This window comes from Pseudomonas sp. Irchel 3E13, from assembly GCF_900187455.1.
Classification (GTDB): domain Bacteria; phylum Pseudomonadota; class Gammaproteobacteria; order Pseudomonadales; family Pseudomonadaceae; genus Aquipseudomonas.
Map to the genome: position 1 here is coordinate 13,711 of NZ_FYDX01000005.1, position 16,367 is coordinate 30,077.

At 63.6% G+C, this 16,367-nt stretch carries 19 protein-coding genes; 10 read left to right on the plus strand and 9 right to left on the minus strand.

Going from position 1 to position 16,367, the window contains the following annotated elements:
* The first annotated feature begins 450 nt into the window (after positions 1–450).
* From CKW37_RS09125 to CKW37_RS09135, 3 genes are read left to right on the plus strand one after another with little or no spacing between them, the layout of a single operon-like run.
* Positions 451–1,176 carry a response regulator transcription factor gene (locus CKW37_RS09125; protein WP_095155374.1) on the plus strand — a complete coding sequence of 242 codons (726 nt, stop codon included), beginning with the start codon at positions 451–453 and terminating at the stop codon, positions 1,174–1,176.
* Positions 1,173–2,786: an ATP-binding protein gene (locus CKW37_RS09130; protein ID WP_095155375.1), complete on the plus strand. Its 1,614-nt coding sequence runs from the start codon at positions 1,173–1,175 to the stop codon at positions 2,784–2,786. Before CKW37_RS09125 ends, CKW37_RS09130 begins: the two co-directional genes overlap by 4 nt.
* Complete coding sequence (locus tag CKW37_RS09135; RefSeq protein WP_256587718.1) at positions 2,783–3,310, plus strand: (2Fe-2S)-binding protein; 528 nt, start codon at positions 2,783–2,785, stop codon at positions 3,308–3,310. The genes CKW37_RS09130 and CKW37_RS09135 overlap by 4 nt, the downstream gene beginning before the upstream one ends.
* A gap of 1 nt (position 3,311) precedes the next feature.
* Here the strand turns inward: CKW37_RS09135 and CKW37_RS09140 are convergent, their stop codons facing one another.
* Together CKW37_RS09140 and CKW37_RS09145 are read right to left on the minus strand one after the other, a co-directional pair.
* Positions 3,312–4,013, minus strand: coding sequence for a 4'-phosphopantetheinyl transferase (locus tag CKW37_RS09140; RefSeq protein WP_095155377.1), 702 nt, complete (start codon positions 4,011–4,013; stop codon positions 3,312–3,314).
* Positions 4,014–4,156: 143 nt separating this feature from the next.
* Complete coding sequence (locus tag CKW37_RS09145) at positions 4,157–4,945, minus strand: dienelactone hydrolase family protein (protein WP_095155378.1); 789 nt, start codon at positions 4,943–4,945, stop codon at positions 4,157–4,159.
* Positions 4,946–5,104: 159 nt separating this feature from the next.
* Here CKW37_RS09145 and CKW37_RS09150 point away from each other — a divergent pair, with 159 nt between their 5' ends.
* From CKW37_RS09150 to CKW37_RS09165, 4 genes are all read left to right on the plus strand, one after another.
* Complete coding sequence (locus CKW37_RS09150; RefSeq protein WP_095155379.1) at positions 5,105–5,707, plus strand: outer membrane beta-barrel protein; 603 nt, start codon at positions 5,105–5,107, stop codon at positions 5,705–5,707.
* An 87-nt stretch (positions 5,708–5,794) separates the two neighbouring features.
* Positions 5,795–6,472, plus strand: coding sequence for a response regulator transcription factor (locus tag CKW37_RS09155; protein ID WP_095155380.1), 678 nt, complete (start codon positions 5,795–5,797; stop codon positions 6,470–6,472).
* Positions 6,469–7,815: an ATP-binding protein gene (locus CKW37_RS09160; RefSeq protein ID WP_095155381.1), complete on the plus strand. Its 1,347-nt coding sequence runs from the start codon at positions 6,469–6,471 to the stop codon at positions 7,813–7,815. Before CKW37_RS09155 ends, CKW37_RS09160 begins: the two co-directional genes overlap by 4 nt.
* 330 nt (positions 7,816–8,145) lie before the next feature.
* Positions 8,146–9,474: a dicarboxylate/amino acid:cation symporter gene (locus CKW37_RS09165; protein ID WP_095155382.1), complete on the plus strand. Its 1,329-nt coding sequence runs from the start codon at positions 8,146–8,148 to the stop codon at positions 9,472–9,474.
* Positions 9,475–10,372: 898 nt separating this feature from the next.
* Here CKW37_RS09165 and CKW37_RS09170 read toward each other — a convergent pair.
* On the minus strand, positions 10,373–10,867 hold the full coding sequence (locus CKW37_RS09170; RefSeq protein ID WP_095155383.1) for a SprT family zinc-dependent metalloprotease: 495 nt from the start codon (positions 10,865–10,867) through the stop codon (positions 10,373–10,375).
* 132 nt (positions 10,868–10,999) lie between these two features.
* Positions 11,000–11,599, minus strand: coding sequence for a Yip1 family protein (locus CKW37_RS09175; protein WP_095155384.1), 600 nt, complete (start codon positions 11,597–11,599; stop codon positions 11,000–11,002).
* A 327-nt stretch (positions 11,600–11,926) separates the two neighbouring features.
* Here CKW37_RS09175 and ttcA point away from each other — a divergent pair, with 327 nt between their 5' ends.
* Both ttcA and CKW37_RS09185 read left to right on the plus strand, forming a co-directional pair.
* The gene (gene ttcA, locus CKW37_RS09180; protein ID WP_095155385.1) at positions 11,927–12,751 is read left to right on the plus strand and encodes a tRNA 2-thiocytidine(32) synthetase TtcA; all 825 of its coding nucleotides are present in this window, start codon (positions 11,927–11,929) and stop codon (positions 12,749–12,751) included.
* 3 nt (positions 12,752–12,754) lie between these two features.
* Positions 12,755–13,426 (plus strand): DNA-3-methyladenine glycosylase I, encoded by a 672-nt coding sequence (locus tag CKW37_RS09185; RefSeq protein WP_095155386.1) that lies wholly within the window; start codon positions 12,755–12,757, stop codon positions 13,424–13,426.
* A gap of 94 nt (positions 13,427–13,520) precedes the next feature.
* Here the strand turns inward: CKW37_RS09185 and CKW37_RS09190 are convergent, their stop codons facing one another.
* Genes CKW37_RS09190 through arsC form a run of 3 tightly spaced genes read right to left on the minus strand, consistent with a single transcriptional unit; the run spans position 13,521 to position 14,885 of the window.
* A complete protein-coding gene (locus tag CKW37_RS09190) occupies positions 13,521–13,937 on the minus strand; it encodes a DUF2069 domain-containing protein (RefSeq protein ID WP_095155387.1) in 417 nt (138 codons plus the stop codon).
* Positions 13,930–14,535, minus strand: coding sequence for an NAD(P)H:quinone oxidoreductase (wrbA, locus tag CKW37_RS09195; protein WP_095155388.1), 606 nt, complete (start codon positions 14,533–14,535; stop codon positions 13,930–13,932). The genes CKW37_RS09190 and wrbA overlap by 8 nt, the downstream gene beginning before the upstream one ends.
* Complete coding sequence (gene arsC / locus CKW37_RS09200) at positions 14,532–14,885, minus strand: arsenate reductase (glutaredoxin) (protein ID WP_095155389.1); 354 nt, start codon at positions 14,883–14,885, stop codon at positions 14,532–14,534. The genes wrbA and arsC overlap by 4 nt, the downstream gene beginning before the upstream one ends.
* A gap of 86 nt (positions 14,886–14,971) precedes the next feature.
* On the opposite strand from arsC, the gene CKW37_RS09205 reads away from it, so the two are divergent.
* On the plus strand, positions 14,972–15,436 hold the full coding sequence (locus CKW37_RS09205; RefSeq protein WP_095155390.1) for a TlpA disulfide reductase family protein: 465 nt from the start codon (positions 14,972–14,974) through the stop codon (positions 15,434–15,436).
* Positions 15,437–15,520: 84 nt separating this feature from the next.
* Here the strand turns inward: CKW37_RS09205 and CKW37_RS09210 are convergent, their stop codons facing one another.
* A complete protein-coding gene (locus CKW37_RS09210; RefSeq protein WP_095155391.1) occupies positions 15,521–15,925 on the minus strand; it encodes an META domain-containing protein in 405 nt (134 codons plus the stop codon).
* On the minus strand, positions 15,925–16,362 hold the full coding sequence (locus tag CKW37_RS09215; RefSeq protein ID WP_095155392.1) for a hypothetical protein: 438 nt from the start codon (positions 16,360–16,362) through the stop codon (positions 15,925–15,927). The genes CKW37_RS09210 and CKW37_RS09215 overlap by 1 nt, the downstream gene beginning before the upstream one ends.
* Between the last annotated feature and the right edge of the window lie 5 nt (positions 16,363–16,367).

Sequence of the window (16,367 nt, forward strand, 5' to 3'; positions counted from 1 at the left end):
ACGTTAAGTTCAAGCAAAAAAAACAGCCGCTGAAGGGCTTGAGTTCGATGCTTGTCTTGTGCTTGGGAATTTCATGAAAACCCAAGATGTAGTGTTTTGCTGCGACTGAGATACAAGATAATGCGGTCTCGGGGGTATTGCAAGGCGACGGCCTGTGGATAACTTGTGGGTAGATTGTGAGTGAAACTGAACAAAACGCTGTAGGCCCCGTCCTGCCGCGATGAGACCGCCTGTCATCCTTTTTTAATGTAAGAAAAGGCGACGAAGGGATTTTTGGGGGCGCGAACCCTATCACAAAAAACAGCGCTGACCGAGGTCGTTGGCAGGCTATTTGCCTCGCCCGTGCGCGCGGTTGGCAGTGGCCGGTGCGCATCGTAGTATCCGGGGCCGATGTTGCCCTTTGGTGATGGCGGCGGCGTCGATCCCATAACAACAAGCAGAGGTGGCCCCGTGGAGCAGCAGAGCAGTCAGGTGTTGATCGTCGAGGATGACCAGCGTCTCGCCGAACTGACCCGCGAATACCTCCAGGCCAATGGCTTCAGCGTCGAGGTCGAGGGCGACGGCGCCAAGGCCGCGGCGCGGATCATCAACGAGCAGCCGGACCTGGTGATCCTCGACCTGATGCTGCCCGGCGAAGACGGCCTGAGCATCTGCCGCAAGGTGCGCCAGCGCTATGCCGGGCCGATCCTGATGCTCACCGCGCGCAGCGACGACCTCGATCAGGTCCAGGGCCTGGACCTGGGCGCCGACGACTATGTGTGCAAGCCGGTGCGTCCGCGCCTGCTGCTGGCGCGGATCAACGCCCTGTTGCGGCGCAGCGAAAGCCCCGTTACCACCACTGAGCGGCGAGCGCTGCAATTCGGCCCGCTGCGGGTCGACAGCACCCTGCGCGAGGCCTGGCTCGGCGAGGCCGGCATCGAACTGACCAGCGCCGAATTCGACCTGCTCTGGCTGCTGGTGAGCAACGCCGGGCGGATTCTCTCGCGGGAAGAAATCTTCACCTCCCTGCGCGGCGTCGGTTACGACGGCCAGGATCGTTCCATCGACGTACGCATCTCGCGCATCCGCCCGCGCATCGGCGACGACCCGATCCACCCGCGGATGATCAAGACCATCCGCGGCAAGGGCTACCTGTTCGTCCGCGAGGCCGCCGAGGCCATGGGCCTGTCCGAATGAACTCGATCTTCTTGCGGATCTACGGCGGTATGCTTGGCGTCCTGGTGCTGGTGGCGGTGCTTGGCGTCCTCAGCCTGCACCTGCTCAACGAAGTGCGCTCCGACCAGTACCGCGAGCGCCTGGCCCACGGCACCTTCACCCTGATGGCCGACAACCTGACACGCATGAACAGCGTCGAGCGCACGCGCGCCGTGGCCCTGTGGGAGCGCCTGTTGGGTATTCCCCTGGCGTTGCAGAACAGCAACGAGGTCGGAATCGACGGCAGCCAGCGCACCCGCCTGCAACGCGGCCAGGTGCTGGTGGAGCACACTGGTCCCCATGCGGCGCGGGTCATTAGCCAGCTCAAGGGGCAGGACCTGCTGCTGACCGGCGATGTGCAGCAGATCAGCGAGCAACTGGCCCGCGCCACCATCTACCTGCTGGTGGACGAGTTGATTCGCTATCCGGTGGCGGAACAGGCCCGGCGCCTGGCGGAACTCAAGCAGAGCAAGGGTTTTGGCTTCGACCTGCGCTTGCTGGCGCAGACCGATGCGGACATGGACGAAGACCAGCGCCGCCGGGTCGAAGAAGGCGACACGGTGATGGCCTTGGGCAAGGAAGGCAACTCGATCCGCGTGTTCGCTGGTATCGCCGGAACGCCCTGGGTGCTGGAAATCGGCCCGCTGTACCAGATGAATCCGTATCCGACGCAACTGCTGGTGCTCATCGCGGCCCTTGGCTTGAGCCTGATCGGGCTGGTGGTCTACCTGCTGGTGCGGCAACTGGAGCGGCGCCTGTCCAAGGTCGAAACGGCCGCGACGCAGATCACCCAGGGCAGCCTGGAAACCCGGGTGGTGGTGCAGGGCGCCGATTCGGTGGGGCGGCTGGCCGAAGCCTTCAATGGTATGGCCGAGCACTTGCAGCGTTCATTGACCATCCAGCGCGAGCTGGTGCGGGCGGTGTCCCATGAGTTGCGCACGCCTGTTGCGCGGCTGCGCTTCGGCCTCGAAATGATCGCCAGCGCCAGCAACGACCAGGCCCGCGAGAAGTACCTGGCGGGCATGGACAACGACATTCAGGACCTCGACAAGCTGGTCGACGAGATGCTGATGTATGCCCGCCTCGAACAGGGCGCGCCGGCCCTGCATTTCCAGCGGGTTGACCTGGATGCCTTGCTCGATCAGGTAATCGCCGAACTGGCGCCGCTGCGCCGCGAGGTGCGGGTGGTGCGCGGGACGTGCCAGGGAGGCGAGGATGCCCAGGGTGCGTGGGTCGAGGCCGAGCCACGCTACCTGCACCGCGCCCTGCAGAATCTGGTGAGTAATGCCATGCGCCATGCCGAATCCGAGGTCAGCCTCAGTTATCAGTTGGGGCTGCAACGGTGCCGCATCGATGTCGAGGACGACGGTCCCGGCGTCCCGGAAACCGCCTGGGACCGGATTTTCACCCCCTTTACCCGCCTTGATGACAGCCGCACCCGGTCTTCCGGTGGTCATGGGCTGGGGTTGTCCATCGTCCGGCGCATCATCCACTGGCATAACGGTCGCGCGCTGATCGGCAAGAGCGTGCACCTGGGTGGCGCCTGTTTCAGCCTGAGCTGGCCACGCGAGCAGACGCCGGGTGCGCAATGAGTGACGCGGTTGCGCTGGATGAACTGCTGGAACCGCAGCGTTTTCATGCACTGCTGCTGGCGCTTTATGGCCCGGAGTTGATGCCGGCGCAGTTACCGGTGCTGGTGTCGCAGTGGTCCAAGTACTACTTCATGGTGCTCTGGCGCGAAGCGCTGGCCGGACGAGCGCCACGGCTTTCCGGCGGGTTGCGGATAGCACTGGACGAGCGCGGCTTGCCCGTCGGCTTTCGCTCCGATGATGGACTGGATGGACTGGCAATAGCGATCGAAAGCCATCTGCCGCCGCTGATCGAGCGTCTGGCGCGGCTTGGCGGCGTGGCGAGCGCGGTGCTCTGGGGCAATGCCGGGGACTGCCTGGAGCAACAGGCCGGCGAGCAGGCGAGGGTGTGGCTGGAGGCGCCGGACAGCCCGCTATTCGCCGCAGTGTCCTACAACCAACAAGGCCGCCGCCGAAGGCGTACCTGCTGCCTGAGCTACAAAGTGCAGTGGGTAGGGCACTGTGAACACTGCCCGCTGCTTTCCTGAATCAGACCGCGACCAAGCTCAGCAACTGGTCGCCCATCAGACAAAACTGTCCTTCCAGCTCGCGACCGTGGTGCCACTCCGGCGACAGGTCGGTGAGCAGGCGCAGGCGCGCGTGGCCGTCGTCGTTCCACTCCAGCACTTCGGCGTGTTCGAAATAGAAGCGCTTGAGCACCAGCGGATAGAGCGCCTTGAACAGGCTTTCCTTGAGCGAGAAGGTCAGGGTGACGGTAAGCCCGACCCGCGCCGGATCGAGGTGCTGCAGCTCGGCCTCGGTGAGGATTTCCTTGGCCAGGCGCTCGGCGCGTTCGTCATCCAGCAGGCTTTCCTGATCCAGCCCCAGCCCCGCGCAATCACTGCTGCGTGCCACCACTGCGGCGGCCCAGCCCTTGCCGTGGGTGATCGAGCCGCTGATGCCGGCTGGCCAGATCGGTGCGCGGTCATCGCCGGTGGCGGGCACGTAGTCGCGGCCATCGAGGCGTTGCAGCGCGGCGCGGGCGCAAACCCGGCCGGCGAGGTATTCGGCCTGGCGCTTGGCGACTGAACGTTGCAGGGCCGGCGTCTGCTCGATGGCGGCGCGCTGGAAATCGTCGCTGGCGAGGCGCGCCGGGTCGAAGGCGCAACTGACCAACTGCGCGCCGGGGACCGGGCGGGGCAAGGGCCAGTGGTACTGGAGCGGAGAGCAGCAGGAGGGGAGTCGGTTCATGGCGGCTATTGTGCCGTGGGCGCTGGCGGGGGGCCAGAGGGGAGGGCGTTGGGCTGATCGCGAGCAAGCTCGCTCCTACGGGGACAGCGATTCTGTAGGAGCGAGCTTGTCGGGGCGCCGAACCGTCGCGAAGCGGTGAAGCATCAGAAGATCTTTTTGAAGAACGCCTGCAGGTCCGCCCAGGAACTCTCGTCCGCCGCCTTGTTGTAGCCGATGTCAGGCCCACCATGCTCGCCATGGCTGAGGCGGTCGGCGTCCGGGTTGGTGAAGCCGTGCTTGGCGCCCTCGAGGGTGACGAATTCGAACGAGGCATTCGCCGCATTCATCTCGTCCTTGAACGCCTGCACCTGCTGCGGGGTGACCATGCTGTCAGCGCCGCCGTGTTCCACCAGAATCCTGGTCTTCACGCTGCCGGGCGTGGCCGGCGTGTCGGTCACCAGTGCGCCGTGGAAGCTGGCCACACCGGCCAGCGACTCGCCGCGGCGGGCGGCGTCGAGCACCACCTTGCCGCCGAAGCAGTAGCCAATCGCGGCGATACGCTCCTTGTCGGTCTGTGGCTGGATTTTCAGCAGCTTGACCCCGGCATCGAAGCGCTTGGCCGAGGTGGCCGGGTCTTTCAGGGCGGCCTGCATGAACGCCATGGCGTCGGCCGGGTGCTCGGTGTTCTTGCCGTCGCCGTACATGTCGATGGCCAGGGCGCTGTAGCCCAGCGCCGCGAGGTCGCGAGCGCGGCGCTTGGCGTAGTCGTTCAGCCCCCACCATTCATGCACCACGACCACGCCCGGCACCGGGCCTTTCACGGCATCGTCGTAGGCGTAGTAGCCGACCAGGCGCTTGCCGTCGGCATCCTGATAGGGAATCTCGCGGGTTTGCACGGCGGCCTGGGCCAGGCCGGCAGCGCCGAGCAGCACGGCCGCAAACAGTAATCGCATGATCGGTACTCCTGGATTCAATGCATGGGTTTCAAAAGATGGGCTCGAACATCAAAGACGTTCAGCCAGCGTTCAGGCCGGGTTCAGCGGCGGTTCAGGGCCAGGTCCTTACTCTAGACCTCAATTTCCAAAACCCGCAGCACTGTGGAGAACATCCCCATGAAAAACCTCAACACCCTGCTGGCCGCCCTGACTTTCCTTGGCACAAGCATGGCCGTCCAGGCCGCCGACGACACCTTCGCCAGCGTCACCTACGGTCAGACCAGCGACAAGGTCAAGAAATCCGGGCTGCTCACCGAGAACGTCGGCCACCTCAACAGCGACGGGATCATCGGCAAGGACGACACCTGGGGCATTCGCCTCGGCAAGATCAATGAGCAAGGCCGCTACTACGCCACCTACGACAATGTCTCGGGCACCCATAACGGCCTCAAACTGCGTCAGGAAAATCTGCTCGGCAGTTACGATCTGTTCTATCCGGTGGGCGGCAGCACCAAGCTGTTTGGTGGCGCAACTGCTGGCCTGACCAAGCTCACACAGGACTCTCCGGGTGCCAGCCGCGACAGCGACATCGGTTACGCGGTCGGCCTGCAAGCGGGCGTGTTGCAGCAAGTCAGCGATAACACCTCCGTAGAGCTGGGCTACCGTTACCTGCGCAGCAACGCGACCACCGAGCTGGCCGAAAGCGGCGGCAACAAACTGGGGGCGTTGCGCCTGGACAGCAGCGCGCAGACCTACCTGTCGGCCAACTACCGGTTCTGACTGCGTGCCCAGGCTTGATGAACCGGCCCCTGGACAGGGCCGGTTCGCTGTTATTCTGCGCGCCGCGCACTACAAAGGGAGAAGGTGATGAAACTGTTGGTGGTCGAGGATGAAGCGCTGTTGCGCCACCACCTCTACAGCCGCTTGAGCGAAAGCGGGCACGTGGTCGAAGCGGTGGGCGATGGCGAGGAGGCGCTCTACCAGGCCGAGCAGTTCAACCACGACCTCGCGGTGATCGACCTCGGTCTGCCCGGCATGAGTGGGCTGGACCTGATCGGCCGTCTGCGGGCCCAGGGCAAGACCTTCCCGATCCTGATTCTCACCGCCCGTGGCAACTGGCAGGACAAGGTCGAGGGCCTGGCCGCCGGCGCCGACGATTATGTGGTCAAGCCGTTCCAGTTCGAGGAACTGGAGGCGCGCCTGAACGCCTTGCTGCGCCGCTCCAGCGGTTTCACCCAGGCCACCATCACCGCCGGCCCGCTGCGCCTGGACCTGAACCGCAAGCAGGCGCTGCTGGACGAGCAGCCGCTGGCGCTGACCGCCTACGAATACCGCATCCTCGAATACCTGATGCGCCATCACCAGCAAGTGGTCGCCAAGGAACGCCTGATGGAGCAGCTCTATCCGGATGACGGGGAGCGTGACCCGAATGTCATTGAAGTGCTGGTCGGCCGTCTGCGGCGCAAGCTGGAAGGCAGCCAGGGCTTCAAACCGATCGACACCGTGCGTGGCCTCGGCTACCTGTTCACCGAGCGCTGCCGATGATCCGTTCGCTGCGCGTGCGCCTGATGCTGGCGGCCGCCGTGCTGGCGCTGCTGTTCATGCTGGCGCTGCTGCCGGCGTTGCAGAAGGCCTTCAGCCTGGCCCTGCAGGAGTCCATCGAGCAGCGCCTGGCATCGGACGTGACCACGCTGATTTCCGCCGCGCGGATCGAAAACAACGAATTGATGATGCCGGTGCTGCTGCCGGACGAGCGCTTCAACCTGCCCGACAGCCGCCTGCTGGGCTACATCTACGACCGCCAGGGCAATCTGGTCTGGCGCTCGCGGGCCACCGCCAACGAAAACATCAACTATCAGCCACGCTACGACGGTCGCGGCAACGAGTTCGCACGTATCCGCCAGGACGACGGCGAGGAATTCTTCGTTTACGACGTCGAGGTCAAGCTGCTCGGCGGCAAGAACGCCGCCTTCAGCATCGTGGCCCTGCAACCGGTGCGCGAGTACCAGCAGACCATCAGCGGCCTGCGGGAAAAACTCTACCTGGGCTTCGGCGCCGCGCTGCTGGTGTTGTTGTTGCTGCTCTGGGCCGGGCTGACCTGGGGCCTGCGCTCGTTGCGGCAGATGAGCGTGGAACTGGATGAAGTGGAATCCGGCGCCCGTGAAGGCCTGAGCGGCGAACACCCCCGCGAACTGCTGCGCCTGACCCGCTCGCTGAACCGCCTGCTGCACAGCGAGCGCGAACAGCGCGGGCGCTACCGGGATTCCCTTGGCGACCTGGCCCACAGCCTGAAAACTCCGCTGGCGGTGTTGCAGGGCGTCAGCGAAGGCATGGCCCAGCGCCCCGAAGAGCGCGAGCAGGCGCGAGTGCTGCAAAGCCAGATCGAGCGCATGAGCCAGCAGATCGACTACCAGTTGCAGCGCGCCAGCCTGCGCAAGAGCGGTCTGGTGCGCCATCAGGTGCAATTGCGGCCATTGGTGGAAAGCCTGTGCGGCACCCTGGCCAAGGTCTATCGCGACAAGGCGGTGCAGGTCGATTTCGCCATGGCCGATGATGCGCGGGTGCCGATGGAGCAGGGCGCCTTGCTGGAGCTGCTCGGCAATCTGCTGGAAAACGCCTGGCGCCTGTGCCTGGAACGGGTGAGGGTCAGCCTGGTTCAGGACGGCTCCGAACTGGAACTGTGTGTCGAAGACGATGGCCCCGGTGTGCCGGCCGACCAACGCGAGCGGATTCTGCAGCGCGGCGAGCGGCTGGACCGGCAGAACCCGGGGCAGGGCATCGGCCTTGCGGTGGTCAAGGACATCATCGACAGCTATGACGCCCGTCTGACGCTCACCGACTCGCCTCTGGGCGGCGCGGCGTTCCGCATTGGTTTTCTGGTGGACTGACGCTCAACGTCTCGCGCTGGCGGGTTTCCGCCCGCGAGCCATTTCCTCACTCGTTGTAGGCGGATTACCGCCAAGCTGAACGGGATAAAACCCGCCACGGGCGGAAATCCGCCAAGTGCGCCAGGTGCGAATGCCACCAGAACGTGCAGCGAAGCCCCCGGAAACACGGGGTTGCACCGCAACAGCGCAAATTGGCATCACGCTTGCTATGAACCTCGCAGAGTTCTGCCACGCAGCTCGACACAACAAATCCCTCCAGTGCAGGAGGGTTCGCGAGTCAGGTGCCTCGCGTCCTGGGAAGGACGGGCCGGTACCCTTGAGGAAATAGCCATGACGACAACCCGTCAGCCACTTTACAAATCGCTGTATATCCAGGTGTTGGTAGCGATCACCATCGGTATCCTGCTGGGCCACTACTATCCCGAAACCGGTGTGGCCCTCAAGCCGCTGGGTGACGGCTTCGTCAAACTGATCAAGATGGTCATCGCGCCCATCATCTTCTGCACCGTGGTCAGCGGCATCGCCGGCATGCAGAGCATGAAATCGGTGGGCAAGACTGGCGGCTACGCGCTCCTGTACTTCGAAATCGTCTCCACCATCGCCCTGATCATCGGCCTGGTCGTGGTCAACGTGGTCCAGCCTGGCGCCGGCATGCACATCGACGTGTCGACCCTCAACGCCAGCAGCGTGGCAGCCTACGCCGCCGCCGGCGCGCAGCAGACCACCATCGGCTTCCTGCTCAACATCATCCCTAACACCGTGGTCGGCGCCTTCGCCAACGGCGACATTCTGCAAGTGCTGATGTTCTCGGTGATCTTCGGTTTCGCCCTGCATCGCCTGGGTGCCTACGGTCGTCCGCTGCTGGACATGATCGACCGCTTCGCCCATGTCATGTTCAACATCATCAACATGATCATGAAGCTGGCACCGGTCGGCGCCTTCGGTGCCATGGCCTTCACCATCGGCCAGTACGGCGTGGGTTCCCTGGTGCAACTGGGCTACCTGATGGCCTGCTTCTACATCACCTGCCTGCTGTTCATCCTGGTGATCCTCGGCGGTATCGCTCGCGCCCACGGCTTCAGCGTCCTGAAACTGATCCGCTACATCCGTGAAGAGCTGATGATCGTGCTCGGCACTTCCTCCTCGGAGTCCGCGCTGCCACGCATGCTGACCAAGATGGAACGCCTGGGCGCGAAGAAATCCGTGGTTGGCCTGGTGATCCCGACTGGCTACTCGTTCAACCTCGACGGCACCTCGATCTACCTGACCATGGCCGCGGTGTTCATCGCCCAGGCCACCGACACCACCATGGACATTACCCACCAGATCACCCTGCTGCTGGTGCTGCTGGTTGCGTCCAAAGGTGCTGCCGGCGTCACCGGTAGTGGCTTCATCGTCCTGGCGGCGACCCTGTCGGCTGTCGGTCACCTGCCGGTTGCTGGCCTGGCGCTGATCCTCGGTATCGACCGCTTCATGTCCGAAGCCCGTGCCCTGACCAACCTGATCGGCAACGCCGTTGCCACCGTGGTCGTGGCCAAGTGGGTCAAGGAGCTGGACGAAGACAAGCTGCACAAAGAGCTGGATTCCGGTGGCTCGCCGCTGACTGAAACCCGTCCGGTCGATGACCTGGGCGTGGCTGAAGGCCCGGCTGTTCGCTAAGCGAATCGCGTACTGCAAAAAGCCCATCTTCGGATGGGCTTTTTTTTGGTTCTTTACGGAGTTCCGGGGACGATGATCTTTGGTCCTGGCTTTGGTTTTGGCTTTGCGAACTTATCCGTTCGATGCGGCGAGGCTGCCGGCCCCTTCCGCCTTTACGGCGGCCTACTTTTTTCTTGGAAAAAGTAGGCAAAACCGCTCGCTCCCACATCCGGCCCTACGCTGCGCTTCGGGTCCCCTCCCTCCGGCGCCTTTCGGGGCCACGCGGTCTACGACTTGCTTCGCAAGTCTTCAACTCGCGTCTTCGGCTATCGCCGAAGGTGCTGCGCACTGCCCCTACAGGCACCTCCGCTCGGCCTCCTGAAGTCGCGAAGTTACGGGCGGCGCCTGGGCTGACGCATCTTCGAAATCAAAGTCTGTGCTGGCTTGCTAGATGAGGTCAGGTGGTTTGCGAGGAAGGGCTCACTCGGCGGAAGACGCTATCGCCGGCAAGCCGGCTCCCACAGGGGCGCGGTGCGAGCAGTTTTTGTGGGGCCACTGATTTGCTTTTGCTGTTGCTCTTGATGCGCGCAAGTTCAGACGCCACAGATTGCGACGTCAGGAGGCCGAACGGAGGTGTCTGTAGGGGGCAGGTGCGTAGCACCCTTCGGCGTAGCCGAAGACGCGAGGTGAAGACTTGCGAAGCAAGTCGTAGGCCGCGTGGCCCCCGGAAGACACCGGAGGGAGGGGACCCGGAGCGCAGCGTAGGGCCGGATGCAGGAGCCAGCGGTTTTCGTCCATTTTGCCAAGACAAAATGGACTCGCCGTAAAGGCGAAAGGGGCCGGCGGCGTCGCCGCATCGAACGGATAAGTTCGCAAAGCCGAAGCCAAAGCGCCCCAGTATTCCATGAAGAACAAAGGCTCACTCCACCCGCGTTTCCCCGCTGAACACCAAGGTCTGTCGGCAGCGCCGACACAGATACCGCCGTCCCTGCCTGACCAGCCCGTGTCGCTGCGCTGAAAACGGGAAATCACTCCCGGCGCAAGGGCAACGGTAGATATAACGAGTCACGGTGCGGCGCTTGACGTCGTAGTTGTGGCAGCGATTGGGCGGCAGTTCATAGACCCCGCGCATGATCAGTTGCCATTCCTCGCCATGCGGCTGGATACGGTCGCCGAACAACTGGTGCGCCACCAGGTGGGCGACCTCGTGGGCGACGGTCTGGCGCAGGAAATCCTCGCTGTTCTCCCTGTACAACTGGAGATTGAAGCGCAGCAGGTTCTCGTGCAGATGGGCGACACCGGCTTTCTGCCCGCGCAGCTTGAAGCTGACGGCGGGGCGGTGGAAGGGACGTTTGAAAAAGGCTTCGGCTTGCTTGTAGCAGTCTTCGACGCGGGTTTTGAGCAGCTCTGGCATGTGGTCGGGTACTCCTGAGCGGCCGATTATGCCGCAACCATGAGCGCGCTGCCGAGACCGCCGGTCCGCAGACGAAGTCAGGCCGCCTTGCGGCGGCCTGACGGTATTGCCCCTAAGTTGCTGGCATTTTTGCTAATTGGTGTAGACGGGCCCCACGCCCAGTCCCCAGGTGATGACGGTGAACGCCATGATGGCAACCAGTACCACCAGCCCGACGGCCAGCACCGAACTCGAGAACAGGAACCCTTCGTCCGAAGGGATGTTCATGAAGGTCGGCAGCCCGACGTAGAGCAGGTAGACCGTGTAACAGATGGCCGCCGTGCCGACGATCATCCCCAGCCACAGGTGTGGGTAAAGCGCCGCCAGGCCGCCGATGAACAGCGGGGTGGCGGTGTAGGTGGCGAACGCGATGCATTGCGCCAGGCTCGGGTTGGCGTCGTAGGTACGCGCCATCCAGTGGATGAAGGCGCCCATGACCGCAACGCCGGCGATCATGGCCAGGTAGGACATGACGGTCATCCATATTGCGCTTTCCATGGTCAGCATGACCGGGGCGCGCTCGCCGATGACCCAGCCCACCTGGGTGGTGCCGATAAACGCCGATACCGCGGGAATTGCCGCCAGTATCAGGGTGTGGGTGAGGTACATGTGGCTGATGGATTCTTCTTCGCCACGGATTTCCCGCCATTCCTGGTCGGGGTGTGTGAACAGCCCTACAACGTGATGGATCATGCCAATCACTCCTACGTCGTTTCCAGTCGCCCCCCAAACGGAGCGCTTGCTAGGTTTCGTACGAACATTGCCTGATCGCCATTCGGCGACTTCTCGTACAAAACCCGGGGCCCACAAGGCAGGGCCGGGCAGGACAGGCCGCTATTGGTGCGGTCTTATGTCGCAGTATAGAAAGGCGTTCGCCGCACAAACCCGCTTTTTTAGAGCAAATCGCGCTGTCAGCGGCGGGCTTGATTCCCTCGCAGTCTTTATCGGAGGGGTCTGTGTCCCGCAGCGGTTTATGCGTAAAATACGCGCCTTTTGTCACACCTCGCGGATTCAAGCGCTATGGGCACCCTTTCGGTCAACCAGAACAAACTGCAAAAACGCCTGCGGCGCCTCGCCGGCGAAGCCATCGCCGACTACAACATGATCGAAGATGGCGACAAGGTCATGGTCTGCCTGTCTGGCGGCAAGGACAGCTACACCATGCTCGACGTTCTGCTGCACCTGCAGAAAGTGGCGCCGATCAAGTTCGAGATCGTCGCGGTGAACATGGACCAGAAGCAGCCCGGCTTCCCCGAGGATGTACTGCCGGCTTACCTGGCGACCCTCGGCGTCGAGTACCACATCGTCGAGAAAGATACCTACTCGGTGGTCAAGGAACTGATCCCGGAAGGCAAGACCACCTGCTCGCTGTGCTCGCGCCTGCGCCGCGGCACGCTGTACACCTTCGCCGACGAGATCGGCGCGACCAAGATGGCCCTCGGTCACCACCGCGACGACATCGTCGAGACCTTCTTCCTCAACATGTTCTTCAACGGCACCATGAAAGCCATGCCGCCGAAGCTGCGTGCCGACGATGGCCGCAACGTGGTGATCCGCCCGCTGGCCTACTGCTCCGAGAAGGACATCCAGGCCTACTCGGACATGAAGGAATTCCCGATCATCCCGTGCAACCTCTGCGGCTCCCAGGAAAACCTGCAGCGCCAGGTGGTCAAGGACATGCTGGTGGAGTGGGAACGCAAAACCCCGGGCCGTACCGACAGCATCTTCCGCAGCCTGCAGAACGTGGTGCCATCGCAGCTCGCCGACCGCAACCTGTTCGACTTCACCAGCCTCTCCATCGATGAAACGGCCACCCCGCGTTTCCTCAACGTGCTGAACCTCTGACCCATGCGCGATTACCAGTGGCTGTATGAGTACTGCCTGAACCGCTTCGGTTCCGCCGCCGCGCTGGAGGCGTACCTGCCCCAGCCGAAAACCCCGGCTCAGTTGCGCGCCATCGGTGATGACCGCTATCTCTCGACCCTGGCCCTGCGGGTCTTCCGTGCCGGGCTCAAGCACAGCCTGGTGGACGCCAAGTGGCCGGCGTTCGAAGAGGTGTTCTTCGGTTTCGATCCGGAGAAAGTCGTGCTGATGGGCGGCGAGCACCTGGAGCGGCTGATGCAGGATGCGCGCTTGATCCGTCACCTGGGCAAGCTCAAGAGCGTCCCGCGCAATGCGCAGATGGTTCTCGATGTACAGAAGGACAAGGGCAGCTTCGGCGCGTTGATCGCCGACTGGCCGGTAACCGACATCACCGGGCTGTGGAAGTACCTGACCAAGCATGGCAACCAGTTGGGCGGGTTATCGGCGCCACGCTTTTTGCGCATGGTCGGCAAGGACACCTTCATCCCCACCGATGACATGGCCGCCGCGCTGATCGCTCAGGAAGTGATCGACAAAAAGCCCACCAGCCAGCGTGACCTGGCCCTGGTGCAAGCGGCGTTCAACCAGTGGCATGCCGAGAGCGGGCGACCGCTGTGCCAGTTGTCGGTGATGCTGGCGCATACGGTCAATCACTGATTTCCAGGCAACCACAGTGATTCGGCGCGGAACCTGTAGGAGCGGCTAACGGCCGCTCCTACAGGTTTCTGCGTCAACCCGCGAGCCTTTCAAATCAAACAGCGCCTTCCCCCGCCAACCGCCGGTCGTACTGAAAGCGCCAGCGGATATACAGCAGCGCACAGACGAACAGCTTCAGGCTGATCACCACTTCCAGCCAGCCAAACAGCGCCCGCGACGGGTCGAATGCCGCTTCCACGCCAGTGATGAAATACAGGTTCAGCACGAAGCACATCCAGGCATGGGCCCGCGCGCTGCCGCCCAGCATGCCCGGCGCTACCAGCGCCAGCGGTAGCAACTGAATGCCGAGAACCACCCAGGGCCGCGCACCGTGCAGGTCGGTGAAGAACAGGGTGTTGACGATCAGCAAGGCGATCAGCGCGAAGAATGCGGCCAGGCTCAGCGCCCGGGTCAGGCGTACGCGCGGTTCCAGCCATTCCAGCGCAGGAAGGATCTTCGGCTTCTTAGCCACGGCCGTTCTCCAGACGCTTCGCGGTGTTCGCCAGGCGCTGGCCAAGGGCGCGGCACAGAGCGATTTCGTCGGTATCCAGGTCGCGTTTGCCATCGGCGCCGGCATGGTGGCTGGCGCCATACGGCGTGCCGCCGCCACGGGTTTCGATCAGCGCCGACTCACTGTAAGGCAGGCCCATGATCAGCATGCCGTGGTGCATCAACGGCAGCAGCATCGACAGCAGGGTCGATTCCTGGCCGCCGTGCAGGCTGGCGGTGGAGGTGAACACCGCCGCCGGCTTGCCGACCAGGCCGCCGCTGAGCCACAGGCTGCTGGTGCCATCGATGAAGTACTTGAGCGGCGCGGCCATGTTGCCGAAGCGGGTTGGGCTGCCCATGGCCAGGCCCGCGCAGTGGCGCAGGTCGTCGAGGGTGGCGTACAGGGCGCCGGTCTCGGGGATCGACGGCGACACGGCTTCACACTCGGTGGAAATCGCCGGTACGGTGCGCAGGCGTGCTTCCAGGCCGGCCAGTTCGACGCCGCGGGCGATTTGCCGGGCCATCTCGCTGGTGGAGCCATGGCGGCTGTAATACAGAATCAGGATGTAGGGCTGGCTCACGGCAGGATCTCCAGCACCTTCTCGGGCGGACGGCCGATCACGGCCTTGTCGCCGGCGACCAGGATCGGCCGTTCGATCAGTTTCGGGTGCTCGGCCATGGCGGCGATCAATTGCTCGTCGTTCAATGCCGGGTTGGCCAGGTCGAGGCTTTTGTATTCGTCTTCGCCAGTGCGCAGCAATTGCCGGGCGCCGATGCCCAGTTTGCCCAGCAGCGCCTTGAGGGTGGCGGCATCGGGCGGGGTTTCCAGGTAGCGCACCACGGTCGGGGCCAGCCCGCGCTCTTCGAGCAGTTCCAGCGCACCACGGGATTTGGAGCAGCGGGGGTTGTGGTAAAGCGTCAGGTCAGTCATGTCAGGGTCGCATCTGGCTGTGAGTGGCGGGTATTCTAACCGCAGCGTATTGGCATTTTGCTTGAATCTTGAAGAAGGATTGACCCATGACAAGGCGTTTGGCAGCAGCCCTGGCCATCACCGCGAGCCTGCTGCTCGGTGGCTGCGGTGCGGACTACGGCCTCGACCAGAACGGCAACACGGTGAAAGCCGAACAACTCGACGGACGCTGGGTAGTGCTCAACTACTGGGCGGAATGGTGCAGCCCGTGCCGCGTCGAGATTCCCGAACTGAACCACTTCGCCAAAGAATGGCAGCCCCAGGGCGTGACGGTGGTCGGGGTGAATTTCGACGGTTTGCAGGGCGAGGAACTGAAGAAGGCCAGTGAAGCCATGGGCATCGGTTTTACCGTGCTGGCCGACGATCCCGCCGAACGCTATGACCTGCCACGCAGCGAAGCGCTGCCGGTGACCTACATCATCGATGACAAGGGCAAGGTGCGGGAGCAGTTGATGGGCGAGCAGACCGAGGCGGGGTTGGTGGAGAAGATCAAGGCGCTCAAGGGCGCCTGATAAGGCCATTCGGCAGGAGCGAGTTTGTTCGCGAGAATTCTTCGCGAGCAAGCTCGCTCCTACTGTATCGGGGCGAGCCTGGGCTCAGCCTTCCTCAGGCCAGAAGCGCAGCGGCTTGCCTTCGGCAGGCCAGAACCTGACCTGCTCGATCGGCGAGATGTCCCAGCGCTGGACCGTGGTCAACGCCTGCAGGAAGCGTTTTTCCTGCTCCATCAAGGCCGGGGCACACAGTTTGCGGGTGCTGCCCACGGCGCCGAAGCTCAGCGTGCTGCCTTGCAGGGTGTACGGCGCGAACCAGTGGTTGCAGCCGGCATTGCCGTACGCCCGGCCATCGGCGGCGAGGGTCAGGGTCAGGTGGCTGTAGTCCATCAGCGGTCGTTCACCGATCCACTCCAGCACGTAGCTGCGTTCCTGCTCCAGTTTCATCGGCTCGGCCGCGCAACCCGCGAGGGCCGCGGCGACCAGTCCGCTCAACAGAATCCTGTTCATTACCGCGCCTGCTCCCGGCATTTCGGGCACTGGTGCTTGTCGCCCTTGGTGCTCCAGCCCAGCTCGGCAACGCGCGCCACGGCGGCCGGTTGCTGGGCTTTCTTGCCCAGTTTGGCGTCGACGGCGAACTCGAAGTCGAGGGTCGCTTCGCAGCTGTCGCAGTTGACCTGCCACTGATGTATCGCCAGCTCGCCGAACACCGGACCCGTGGCCACCGCGACCCACTGGCCGCTCGGGTTGATCAGGTGGCGGACGCTGTCGACGGTCAGGCGCATCGACAGGGTCTTGCTGCCCTTGAGGGTGACCAGCAGAACGTCGCCTTTCTGGATCGAGCCGCCGTTGCCGGTGACCTGGTAACGGCCCGGCACCAGCGCGCGGCATTCGATCAAGGTGTGTTGCGGGTTGAAGAGGGTGTAGCGGAAATCGTGTTCGACCATGGGGC